The organism is Mammaliicoccus sp. P-M59 (assembly GCF_022386135.1).
Lineage (GTDB): Bacteria > Bacillota > Bacilli > Staphylococcales > Staphylococcaceae > Mammaliicoccus > Mammaliicoccus sciuri_A.
Map to the genome: position 1 here is coordinate 1 of NZ_JAJNJJ010000004.1, position 13,127 is coordinate 13,127.

At 34.3% G+C, this 13,127-nt stretch carries 10 protein-coding genes; 7 read left to right on the top strand and 3 right to left on the bottom strand.

Features of this window, described 5'->3' with window-relative positions:
• Positions 1 to 3,196 (bottom strand): Rib/alpha-like domain-containing protein (locus LQ617_RS07580; protein WP_239740103.1); only part of this gene is annotated, 3,196 nt, incomplete at its 3' end.
• A gap of 278 nt (positions 3,197 to 3,474) precedes the next feature.
• A complete protein-coding gene (locus tag LQ617_RS07585) occupies positions 3,475 to 4,917 on the bottom strand; it encodes a 6-phospho-beta-glucosidase (RefSeq protein ID WP_239740104.1) in 1,443 nt (480 codons plus the stop codon).
• 143 nt (positions 4,918 to 5,060) lie between these two features.
• Here LQ617_RS07585 and LQ617_RS07590 point away from each other — a divergent pair, with 143 nt between their 5' ends.
• On the top strand, positions 5,061 to 5,762 hold the full coding sequence (locus LQ617_RS07590; RefSeq protein ID WP_206167282.1) for a GntR family transcriptional regulator: 702 nt from the start codon (positions 5,061 to 5,063) through the stop codon (positions 5,760 to 5,762).
• A gap of 42 nt (positions 5,763 to 5,804) precedes the next feature.
• Here the strand turns inward: LQ617_RS07590 and LQ617_RS07595 are convergent, their stop codons facing one another.
• Positions 5,805 to 6,395, bottom strand: coding sequence for a histidine phosphatase family protein (locus tag LQ617_RS07595; protein ID WP_239740105.1), 591 nt, complete (start codon positions 6,393 to 6,395; stop codon positions 5,805 to 5,807).
• A gap of 172 nt (positions 6,396 to 6,567) precedes the next feature.
• Here LQ617_RS07595 and LQ617_RS07600 point away from each other — a divergent pair, with 172 nt between their 5' ends.
• From LQ617_RS07600 to phnE (LQ617_RS07625), 6 genes are all read left to right on the top strand, one after another.
• Positions 6,568 to 7,203, top strand: coding sequence for an FMN-dependent NADH-azoreductase (locus LQ617_RS07600; RefSeq protein ID WP_025906904.1), 636 nt, complete (start codon positions 6,568 to 6,570; stop codon positions 7,201 to 7,203).
• Positions 7,204 to 7,511: 308 nt separating this feature from the next.
• Entirely contained in the window at positions 7,512 to 9,050 is a 1,539-nt protein-coding gene (locus LQ617_RS07605) for a bifunctional metallophosphatase/5'-nucleotidase (RefSeq protein WP_239740106.1), read from the top strand.
• 265 nt (positions 9,051 to 9,315) lie between these two features.
• On the top strand, positions 9,316 to 10,272 hold the full coding sequence (locus tag LQ617_RS07610; protein WP_025906906.1) for a phosphate/phosphite/phosphonate ABC transporter substrate-binding protein: 957 nt from the start codon (positions 9,316 to 9,318) through the stop codon (positions 10,270 to 10,272).
• Positions 10,273 to 10,341: 69 nt separating this feature from the next.
• Positions 10,342 to 11,115, top strand: coding sequence for a phosphonate ABC transporter ATP-binding protein (phnC, locus tag LQ617_RS07615; RefSeq protein ID WP_025906907.1), 774 nt, complete (start codon positions 10,342 to 10,344; stop codon positions 11,113 to 11,115).
• On the top strand, positions 11,116 to 11,913 hold the full coding sequence (gene phnE / locus LQ617_RS07620; RefSeq protein ID WP_025906908.1) for a phosphonate ABC transporter, permease protein PhnE: 798 nt from the start codon (positions 11,116 to 11,118) through the stop codon (positions 11,911 to 11,913).
• On the top strand, positions 11,910 to 12,719 hold the full coding sequence (gene phnE / locus LQ617_RS07625; protein ID WP_037590241.1) for a phosphonate ABC transporter, permease protein PhnE: 810 nt from the start codon (positions 11,910 to 11,912) through the stop codon (positions 12,717 to 12,719). The genes phnE (LQ617_RS07620) and phnE (LQ617_RS07625) overlap by 4 nt, the downstream gene beginning before the upstream one ends.
• Positions 12,720 to 13,127: the final 408 nt, after the last annotated feature.

The window sequence follows — 13,127 nt, forward strand, 5'->3', positions numbered from 1 at the left end:
TTGTACCTGGTGTGTTTCCATCTGGTAATTGTGTTTCGTCATCCACTGTGATTGTTGGTTGTTCTTTATCCGCTGGATAATCTGGGATTGTCACTGCACCTGTTACATCGTCTGTTGTTGTTGGTGTGCCATTGTCTTTCGTTACACCTTCTGTTGTTGGTTCATATGCATTATTATCTGCTTGTTCCCCTACTGTTACAGGTACTTTAATGTGATCCTCTGTACCATCTGGGTATGTCACCGTTACATCTACTTCTGTTGTACCTGGTGTGTTTCCATCCGGTAATTGTGTTTCATCATCCACTGTGATTGTTGGTTGTTCTTTATCCGCTGGATAATCTGGGATTGTCACTGCACCTGTTACATCGTCTGTTGTTGTTGGTGTGCCATTATCTTTCGTTACACCTTCTGTTGTTGGTTCATATGCATTATTATCCGCTTGTTCCCCTACTGTTACAGGTACTTTAATATGATCTTCTGTACCATCTGGGTATGTCACCGTTACATCTACTTCTGTTGTACCTGGTGTATTTCCATCTGGTAATTGTGTTTCGTCATCCACAGTGATTGTTGGTTGTTCTTTATCCGCTGGATAATCTGGGATTGTCACTGCACCTGTTACATCGTCTGTTGTCGTTGGTGTACCATTGTCTTTCGTTACACCTTCTGTTGTTGGTTCGTATGCGTCATTGTCTGCTTGTTCCCCTACTGTTACAGGTACTTTAATGTGGTCTGTTGAACCGTCTGGGTATGTCACTGTCACATCAACATCTGTTGTACCTGGTGTGTTTCCATCCGGTAATTGTGTCTCATCATCCACAGTAATTGTTGGTTGATCTTTATCCGTTGGATAGTCTGGGATTGTTACTGAACCAGTTACATCGTCTGATGTTGTTGGTGTGCCATGATCTTTTGTTACGCCGTCTGTTGTTGGTTCGTATTGACTGTTTTCCATTATTTTTACAATAAATGAATCAGCTGCTACATCATTGTCGCCTACTACTAAATATGCAGTGTAAATATCTCCATCTACCGCACTATCTGGAACAATAAATGTACCTTGTTGTTCACCATCTTCTAACGTATTAATATCGTCAGTTTTTTGAACTACATTACCATTCTTATCTCTCCACTCAACACGCGTTGGTAGCGGTGAAATATTTGAACCTGTTAAGTCAATGTGTACTTCATCTCCTGGAACTGCAGGTTTATCTGTATTGTTATATTCCAACACATCTAAGTTAATATCATTAGATGGAACTAATGCAAAATTAACGTTGTACCACATTGGATTAGCGACTAAGTTTTGAGCCGGTGCTGTTTGTGGTGCCCATGATAAGTTACTGTTTGGTGCTCTAAATTGAGGGCTTGTATAAGATGAATATGCATTCACTACATTGCCATCTTGATCCATCACATAACCATACATATAGCTTGTATTTAACGTACCATCTGGGAATCTTAAAGTATAACGACCGTTATCATCTGTTTCACCATAAACAGTTGCTGAAATATAGTCAGGGTTTTCTTCTAATAACCCTTTAGCTGCTGCTGCTCTTTCATTTTCTGGTAAACTATTAACTTGAGCTTTATATTGTTTGGCACCTTCTTCAGTTAATGAAGACATAACAACTGTATAACCTGCAGCTTCTGGATCTTTACTATTGTTATTTGGTCCTGTAGCTGAGTTAGCGTAATCTCCATCACCTGTTTCAAACCAAACTTGTCCTGATACTGAATTTTTAGCTTTTGTATCTACTGCTGGACTACTAATCGGACCTTCTTCATCATGAATCCAATTAGATTTATCTGTAGTCATGTAATCATTAGTAGGTTTAACTCCCATGTATATACCAGTACGTTGCATGTTAGTGCCAATTAGTGGGAATTGACCTAAATTAGAGTTACTTACTGAATTTGTAAATCTTCCAGGATAAAATCCGCCAGCTTGACGTATCATTGTTGCAGTATTGCCGTTCTCTGTTTCAAAGTCTTCAATCCATAGACGATATAATTGACCACCAGAAGAATTATATTTATGCTCTTTTCCATTTGCGTCTGTCCAAGCGTCTCTTAAGTCAAATGCATATGCACCTGGACCTACTTGAGAACCATCTGCAGAGCTTAATTTGTTAGATGTTGTAGCCATATATGTTGGAGATACAGCTCCATCTTTATCGATCCATTGTAAGTATACTTTCGTACCTTCAGGAACTGCTGTTAGTCCATTAGACATTGTTGAAGGCGTTCCTTTATCAACAATCCAAGCTCTTCCTGATAAAGTATTTGCAGCGTTAGTTGCGTCAGTTTGCGATTTGATATATCCATTCTTAATAGCATCTGCTTCGATTACTTTTGAATCGTCAACTGCTAACGTATTGATTAATTCATTTGAAGCAATATTTAAAGATTCTTCATCTTTTGGTGATGCCGCTCTTAATGCAGTTGCTAATGGTTTATTGTTTTTCTGCTTGTTTGCTAACGCTTTGATCAATTCATATTGTAATTCTTGTTCACTTAAATTTTTAGTATCTAAATTTAAATTACTGATTACTTCACGAGCTTGTTTATCAGAAACGTTGGCAGCTTTTTTATAATATGTAGCAGCTGTTTCTTCATCACGAACTTGTGAGATTGAATAATCATCATTTTTATTTGCAGTATTAGATTCTACTGTAGATTTAGCTGACTGAGCTTTTTCTGTTGCTACTTTGTTTGTAGTTTTTGGTGTTGTCTCAGTTTCTGGCGCTTTCTCTTCTGTACTTGCTTCTTCTGTTGACTCAGTTTCTGGTGCTTTTTCTTCTGTGCTCGCTTCTTCTGTTGACTCAGCTTCTGGTGCTTTTTCTTCTGTGCTCGCTTCTTCTGTTGTCTCAGTTTCTGGTGCTTTTTCTTCTGTGCTCGCTTCTTCTGTTGACTCAGTTTCTGGCGCTTTCTCTTCTGTGCTCGCTTCTTCTGTTGAGGCAGATTCTTGAACAGAATCATCTATGTTTGCTTTATCCTTATTCACACCTTCATCTTGAACAGTTGAATGACTCGCTTGTTCATCCGCTTTAGCTTCACTACCTATACCGAAAAGTAAAGCTGAACCAACTAAGATTGAAGCCGTACCAATCGTGAATTTTCTAATAGAATAATGATTTAATCTATTAGGTAAAAAATCTAATTTTTTAACTCTTTTTCTTTTCTTTTGTTCCATTTATATACCTCCAGAATATTTTGGATATTCGATAAGCATTTCGAACATCAAGCACTTATCATGTAAAATTATACTAGCGCACTTTAAATTGTACAACATTTATTTTAAAAAGTTATTATTTATATTTATATTTTGTATAATACAACGTTTTAATTTTAAGAATATCTAAAATCTATTTTATTTTTAATATCGGTAATTATTTTTCCGACAAATTCCAAATACCAATTTACTGGCATAAAAAAAGACCCTGTCATTATGTATGACAAGGTCTGATTGTATTATTTAAGTTCTTCGCCGTTTGTATCTATAACATCTTTATACCAATAGAATGAGTTCTTCTTAGTACGTTTTAATGTGCCTTTTCCTGCATTATCACGATCTACGTGAATTAAACCATATCGTTTTTTCATTTCACCTGTTGTAAATGATACGATATCAATTATGCCCCATGGTGTGTAACCCATTAGTTCAACACCGTCTTCATCAACCGCTTCTATAGACGCTTGAATATGTTCTCTCAAGTAATCGATTCTTTCTTGGTCATCTATTGTACCGTCTTCTTTAAATTCATCTGTTGTACCGAAACCATTTTCCACGATAAATAATGGTAACTGATAGCGATTGTACAACGCATTTAAAGTATATCTTAAACCAACTGGATCTATTGCCCAACCCCACTGACTGACTTTAATGTATGGATTCTCTACTGAATTTGGTAATCCACCATTCACAATATTACCATCAACACTTTGTTCTGCATCATGTTTAACGACTGTAGACATATAATAACTGAAACCGATATAATCTACCGTACCATTTTTTAAGATTTCATCGTCGCCTTCTTGCCACTTAATATCGTAACCTTTTTTCTCAAACATTTTTAATGCATAACCTGGGTAATATCCTCTTACTTGAACATCTGGGAAGAAATATCTTAAACGACTTGCAATTTCCGCTTCTAAAATATCTTTAGGGTTACATGAATATGGATAAATAGGTACGTGAGAAATCATGTTCCCAATAACAAAGTTTGGATTAATTTCTTTACCTTTTGATACAGCAAGTGCACTTGCGATTAATTCGTTATGCGCAACTTGATATAGCACTTCTTCAGCATCATCTTCTTCAGTTAAAGTAACACCAGAATTCGTCCATAAGAATATAGGATTACTTGTATCCATTTGGTTATTAATCTCGTTAAATGTCATCCAATATTTCACTTTATCTTTATAACGATTGAAGACAGTTTCAGCAAAACGAACGAAAAAGTCTACAACTTTACGATTTCTAAAACCACCATATTCTCTTGCTAAGTGTAATGGCATTTCAAAATGAGATAACGTTAATACTGGTTCAATGTTATATTTTAAAAGCTCATCAATCACATTATCATAGAACTTTAGACCTTCTTCATTAGGCTCTGTTTCATCACCATTTGGAAAAATACGTGTCCATGCGATAGATGTTCTTAAACACTTTAATCCCATTTCATTGAACAAACCAATATCTTCTTTATATCTATTATAAAAATCAATACCTTCATGGTTAGGATAGTATTTGTCAGCTTCAACCTTTTCAGTAATTTCACGTGCTTTACCATGCTCTCCAGCAGTCATCACATCGTGAACACTTAGCCCTTTACCACCTTGATCATATCCACCTTCAAATTGATTAGCAGCTAAAGCGCCACCCCATAAAAAGTCTTTGTTTAATTTAGCCATTTGATTACCTCCGGATATTTTGTATACACTTACATTATAATTATACCGATACAATTTGTAAAGATAGGTATATATTTAGTTGGTGTTATTAATTTAACAAGTGCTATAATATGAGTAATATCTATCATAAAGTGGGGATTAATATGCTTAAGTACGAGCTTATTGCTGAACGTATTGAGTCGCTTATCAATAATGGGCATTATGAAGCTGGGGATAAATTACCGAGTGTTGAAGTTTTAAGAAATGAATTTAACGTGAGCAAGAGTACAATTATCAATGCTCTCAAAAATCTAGAAAAAACAGGTTTAATCTATCAAGCTAGAGGCAGTGGTATCTATGTAAGAAATCCGAAAAGAGATGGATTTGTTAACTTATTTACTGCTGATGGATTTTCAGATGAATTTAAAGGACACGATGTAACGAGTAAAATCTTAAAAGTCGCGGAGATTCAACCTGAAGATGAAGTAAAACAACAATTAAAGTTAAAAGATAACGATACTGTATATCTTGTCGATCGTGTTAGATATCTTGATGGAGAAGTATTCTGTATTGAAACTTCTTATTTTAGTAAAAATGTTGTCTTATACATGAATGAAGAAATTGCCAATGGTTCTATCTTTCATTACATTGAAAATAATTTAAAAGTCAAAGTAGGATTCACTGATATATATTTCAATATTGGTAAATTAAATAAAGAAGATGCGACTCATTTGGAATTAAATGAAGGTGATCCATCGTTAGAATATGAACAAATATTCTACACAAGTACAGGTATTCCTTTCGACTACTCTAAAATCATATTCCATTATGAAAATTCTAGATTCTATATACCTTCAATTAAATAATAGAACGGGACAGTCATCATGTACGATGGCTGTCCCGTTTTTTCATGCTATTTCTGTTGGATTAATGGCTTGTATAAATTTAAATGTATTGTTTTCAAATTCAAATTCGAGTATGCAACAATTGGAGAATTTCACTTCTTTAACTTTTTCAAATGGTAACCATAGTTGTAAAAACATAAATAATGCTCCACCATGGCTTACTGCTAAAATTGTATTGGCTTCATCTGTATTCATGATATCTGTTAAAGTTTCATTCATTCTATTTTGCAGTTCTTCACTAGACTCACCGCCATAATCAACAAAGAAGTCTCCATATGAAGTTTCACCTGGCTTATGTGGCGGATTTAAAGTTTCACTTTCAGCTTCATAAAGCCCGAAGTTCCATTCTTTCAATCCTTTTAATCTTACATACGTCCTTTCTGGACATATAATTTCAAGCGTATCACTCGCGCGTTCTTGTGTAGATGCGTATAACGACTCAAATGTTATATTCGATTCATCGAAATACTTTTTTGCCATACGCGCTTGTTCAATACCTAATTGTGTTAATGGTGAATCAGATGCACCTTGAATTTTTTTCTTCTCATTAAATAATGTTTGTCCGTGTCTCATTAAGTATAATTTCTTACTCAAAATCCATCATCCCTCTTATTCAAAATATCATTCATTACATTTATCCTACCATTATTAAAACTTAAGTGTAAAATAACATTTATTTTCATGAGCATTCCTATTGCTTTGCTAAAGAATTTAAGTATAATATTTATAGTTAGTTTAATTTTTATCACAGAGGAGAAATATTATTATGTCACAAGTATTATTTATTACAGCTCATCCACATGATGAAACTGTTTCTTTTTCAATGGCAACAGCTAAATCATTTATCGAAAGTTATAAAGCTTCAAACCCAAATGATGAAGTCGTTCATATCGATTTATACAATTCATACATTCCACAAATTGATGCAGATGTATTTGCTGGTTGGGGTAAATTACAATCAGGACAAGGATTTGAAGAACTTTCAGAAGGCGAACAAGGTAAAGTACGTCGCTTAAACGAATTAAGTGATCAATTTGTTAATGCAGACAAATATGTATTCGTTACACCATTCTGGAACTTCTCATTCCCACCAGTTATGAAAGCATACTTAGATTCAGTATCAGTAGCTGGCAAAACATTCAAATATACAGCTGAAGGTCCAGTTGGTTTATTACCAGATAAAAAAGCATTACACATTCAAGCACGTGGTGGTTACTATAGTGAAGGTCCAGCAGCTGACTTAGAAATGGGTCACCGTTACATCGGACAAATGATGAACTTCTACGGAATTACTGACTTTGACGGTTTAATTGTTGAAGGTCATAATGCTAACCCAGAAAAAGCAGAAGAAATCAAAGCAGACGCAATCGAACGTGCAAAAGCATTAGGACAAACATTCTAATTTAATATTGTAATATTGAACCTGAGTCATCGTGTGATGACTCAGGTTTTCATTTATCGGCCTAGTAATCTCGTTTCTGGACCGGTAATTATTTTTATCGGTCCATATTTCTCGTTTCTGGACCGGTAAATTTTTTTATCGGTCCATATTTCCCATTTCTGGACCGGTAATTTTCCGTATCGGTCCAGATTCCGCACACATCCTCCGCAAATTTCCTTCTAATCCTAAAATATATTACATTTTATTCAAAAGTTTCGTTTATACTATATTTATCAAGGAATTATTTTATGATTGGAGGCTTTTTCATAATGAAAGAGATTGTAATTTTAACGGTGAGTGATATTCATGGCTATATCTTCCCTACTGATTATCAAGAGGCTCATCAAGACTTACCTAAGGGGTTACTTAAAATTAATCAAATGATTCAAGATATCAAGCAAACTCATGAACATGTCATCGTAATGGACAATGGTGATTTTCTACAAGGTTCACCACTATGTTCATATTTGGCTTCGGAAACTAAATCAAGTAAGCCTTTAACGGATCTATACAACCAGATTGGTTTTGACTTCGGTGTTATTGGAAATCATGAATTTAACTACGGCTTACCTTACCTTTATGACGCGATTAAATCTTTAAACTACCCTGTGCTATCGGCAAATATTTTTAAAGATCATCAACCTTTCACTGGTAATGATGTCATTTATTTAGAAAAAGACAAAACAACTTTCGGTATTATCGGTTTAACGACTCAATATATACCACATTGGGAGAAACCCGACACAATAGCTGAATTAAGTTTCCAATCTGCTGTTGAAACTGCGAAAGAACTGATACCAGAAGTGAGACGTAACGCGGACATTGTTGTCGTGTGCTATCACGGAGGATTTGAGCGTGATTTACATACTGGTGAAGAAACTGAATTACTGACTGGTGAAAATGAAGGCTATGATTTACTGTCAGAATTAGAAGGTGTTGATGTATTGATAACCGGTCATCAACATAGAGAAATTGCAGAAGTCATTAATCAAACAGCAGTCATTCAACCCGGTGGTAAAGGAGATTGTCTCGGTAAAATCACATTGAAAATTGATGAAGAAACAAACAAAGTGTTATCAGCAGATTCAGAATTACTATTTGTTAAAGACTATCAACCACAAATTTCAATTCCAGAAAATCTTACAAATTTAGAAAAAGAAATTAATGACTGGTTAGATACTGAAATCTCACAACAATCTCAAACGATGTATGTCGACGATCATTTTAAAGCAAGAATAGAGCCACACCCACTGATTAACTTTATTAATTATGCGCAAATGAAGCTTAGTGGAGCTGACATATCCGCTTCAGCCTTATTTGATAGTGGTGTTGGGTTTGGACAAACTATTACGATGCGTGACGTTATTAACAATTACCCATTCTCTAATACTTTCTATGTATTAGATATTACCGGTAAAGATTTATTACTAGCCTTAGAAAGAACCGCTTCATACTTCGATATTGAGCAAGGTAAACTTGTCGTGAATAAAGCTTTCATTGAACCTAAACCACAACATTATAACTATGATATGTACGCAGGTATTTCATATACATTCAATATTCAAAAACCTATTGGCAATCGTGTAGAAAATGTTTTATTTAAAGGCAAACCTATAGAATTAGACACACATTATTCTATCGTTCTTAATAATTATAGAGCAGTTGGTGGCGGTGATTTTAACATGTATAGTGCTGATAAAATCATCAAAGATATTCAAGTTGAAGGCGCTGAAATGCTGATTGATTTCTTAGAACAACACAGTATAGAAGATGTGCCAGAAGTAATGAATTTTGAAATTAAATATTAACTAAATCATAGAAATATGATGCATCAGACAAATCTTTAATATCCTTACAATCATTTAACAAAATTTTCTATTTTTATGTAAAAAAGCATAAGATTTTGTGGTAATATTTTTATGTAAATGGAGTCCATACAAATTATGGCATTAAATAGAAAATATATGCATATTCATATTGTAATTTTACATAATCGAAGGGTATAATTAAATTTGTATCGAGATTTTATTTATTTGTAGTGATAATACATATTTGGAGGTTTAATTAATGGACATGAAAAAAAGTTTTAGTTTTGTAACCATACTTTTGTTGGGGGCAATGATTTTACTAGCTGCATGTGGCAACGGGAAATCAAGTATTGATTCAAAATCGTCAAGTGATGGGGATAGCAAAGGGGACAGCTATAAACCTAAAGAACTTACTATTCAATTCGTTCCATCTCAAAATGCTGACACATTAGAAGCAAAAGCAAAACCGTTAGAAAAATTATTATCAAAAGAATTAGATATTCCAGTAAAAGTTTCAGTTTCTACAAATTACAACACAATCGTTGAAGCAATGAAATCTAAAAAAGTAGACGTTGGTTTCTTACCACCTACTGCTTACACATTAGCACACGATCAAAAGGCTGCTGATGTATTACTACAAGCACAACGTTATGGCGTTAACAAAGACGGATCTAATAATGACAAACTCGTTAAAAGTTATAAATCACAATTTGTTGTTAAAAAAGATTCTGGCATTAAATCTTTAAAAGACATGAAAGGTAAAAAAATTGCCTTACAAGATGTTACATCAACTGCAGGATACACTTATCCAGTAGCTGAATTATTAAAAGAAGGCATCAATCCTATCAACGACATGAAAATTACAAATGTTAAAGGACATGACCAAGCTATTATTGCATTATTAAATGGTGACGTTGATGTAGCAGTAACATTCCAAGATGCTCGTAACATTGTTAAGAAAGACCAACCAAACGTCTTCAAAGATACTGAAATCGTAGAATTAACTGAAGATATTCCAAACGATACAATTTCAGTAAGAAGCGATATGGATGACAAATTTAGAGATAAACTTAAAAAAGCTTTTAAAGATATCGCAAAAACTAAAGAAGGTCACAAAATTGTAAGTGAAGTTTATAGTCATGAAGGCTATGTTGATAGTAAAGACTCTGAATTCGATATCGTACGTGAATATGGTAAAAAAGTAAACGATAACGAAAAATAATGATGAGATTTAATATAAAAGCTCAGCTCCTATTATGAGCAGAGCTTTTATTTTTTAAGGGGGATACATATGAGTCAAATAGAATTTAAAAACGTGAGCAAAATATATAAAAATGGTCACCAAGGCCTGAAAGATATCAATTTAAATATTGAAAAAGGCGACTTTGCAGTAATTGTAGGTTTATCAGGTGCTGGTAAATCTACCCTACTACGTTCAATCAATCGTTTACATGATATTACTGAAGGCGATATTTTAATTGATGGTAAATCCATCTCTAAAGCATCAGGTAAAGAATTATTGATGATGCGTCGTAATATAGGTATGATTTTCCAACATTTCAATTTAGTAAAACGATCATCTGTTATTAGAAACGTGTTGAGTGGTAGAGTCGGATACCACCCTACTTGGAAAATGGTACTCGGTTTATTTCCGAAAGAAGATAAGATAAAAGCATTAGAGTCATTAGATAGAGTAAATATACTAGAAAAAGCGTATAACCGTTCTGATGAATTATCTGGTGGTCAACAACAACGTATTTCTATCGCACGTGCTTTATGTCAAGAATCGTCTATCATACTTGCAGACGAACCTGTCGCGTCATTAGACCCACTTACAACGAAACAAGTTATGGATGACTTAAAGCGTATTAACGAAGAATTAGGTATCACGATTATCATCAACCTGCATTTCGTAGATTTAGCAAAAGAATACGGTACTAGAATTATCGGGCTACGTGCTGGTGAATTAGTTTATGATGGTCCGGCTTCAGAAGCAACGGATGAAACATTTGCCGAAATTTATGGACGCCATATTAAAAATGACGAGAAGTTAGGGGTGCAGTAAATGGACTCTAACCAAGAACGCTTTGAACCTTACTTACGTCGTAAGACTTCTTTAAAAGTTGTTTTATCAATCATTATCGTCGCTATATTAGTCGTTTGGAGTTTCATGTTTACGAACTTTAGTATTGGTGATTTAATGTACGGTATTCCACAAATGGTCGAACTGTTCAAAAGTATGGTTCCACCAGATTTAAGTTATATTTCTAGTATCACGAAACCAATGTTAGATACTATTCGAATGGCAGTTGTAGGAACATTTATAGGTGGTCTACTTTCAATTCCTATTTCAATCCTCTGTGCCCGCAATGTAATTCGTTCAAGTTGGATTACTTATCCTTGTAGATTTATCTTGAATATTGTAAGAACAATCCCTGACTTATTACTTGCAGCAGTATTCGTTGCCATTTTTGGTATTGGTCAAATTCCAGGGGTACTCGCAATCATCATTTTATCTATTAGTATCATATGTAAATTGATGTATGAGTCATTAGAAAGTATTGATGATGGACCATTAGAAGCCATGACTGCAGTTGGTGCAAATAAATTAAAATGGATTACCTATGCGATAATCCCACAAGCTATTGCACCATATATGTCTTATGTATTATACGCATTTGAAATCAATATAAGAGCAGCAGCAGTATTAGGTTTAGTTGGTGCTGGTGGTATTGGTCTGTATTATGATCAAACATTAGGTCTTTTCCAATATCCTAAGACATTAACAATCATACTTGTAACACTTGTTATTGTTGTAATCATTGACTTAGTAAGTACGAAAGTGAGGGAAAAATTAATATGACACAAACTCATTATCAGTTAAAGCCAGAAAGACAACGCAAATCCATTATTTCTCGATGGATTACAAGTATCATTCTTGTCGTATTATTAATTTGGGCTTTTGTAGGATTACCCGCTTTCGAAATCAAATCACAGTCAGGAACAATTATGAAATCTATTGTAGATGGATTATTTCATCCTGATTGGAATTATGTATATATTCCTGAAGGTGAAGACCTTCTAAGAGGTTTATTAGAAACATTTGCAATTGCTGTTATTAGTACATTTTTATCAGCCATTTTATTTATACCACTTGCATTTATTGCTGCTAAAAACATGGTTAAATTTAAACCTGTTTCTAGTATTAGTAAATTTATTTTGAGTGTTATAAGAGTGTTTCCTGAAATTGTTATGGCTATTATCTTCATTAAAGCTGTAGGTCCAGGTTCATTTTCAGGTGTACTTGCACTAGGTATTCATTCTATAGGTATGATGGGTAAATTGTTCGCTGAAGATCTAGAGAATCTAGATTTAAGCCCAACAGAATCACTCGTAGCAAGTGGCGCCAATTCGATTAAGACACTTATGTTTGCAGTAGTACCACAAATACTACCTTCATACATATCATTAGTATTATATCGATTTGAGTTAAACTTAAGATCCGCTTCAATACTCGGTTTAATCGGAGCTGGCGGTATCGGAACACCATTAATATTTGCTTTGCAAACTCGAACTTGGGATCGTGTAGGCATAATATTAATAGGTTTAGTCATAATGGTAGCAGTAGTTGATTTTATATCAGGTAGTATTAGAAAGAAACTCGTTTAATAAAGATGAAGCGACCACGGAAATTACGATTTCCGGGTCGCTATTTTATTTTATCGGCCTGCAAATACCGTTTCCGGGTCGCTATTTTTATTTATCGGCCTGGTAATCTCATTTTCGGGTCGCTATTTTTATTTATCGGTCCGTATTTCTCGTTTCTGGACCGGTAATATTTTTTATCGGTCCATATTTCTCGTTTCTGGACCGCTAATTTATTTTATCGGTCCATATTTCCCGTTTCTGGACCGATAATTTATTTTATCGGTCCATATTTCTCGTTTCTGGACCGGTAATTATTTTTATCGGTCCATATTTCTTATTTCTGGACCGGTAATTATTTTTATCGGCCTGAAAACTCCATTTCCAGGTCTCTATTTTTATTTATCGGCCTGAAAACTACAATCCTACCTA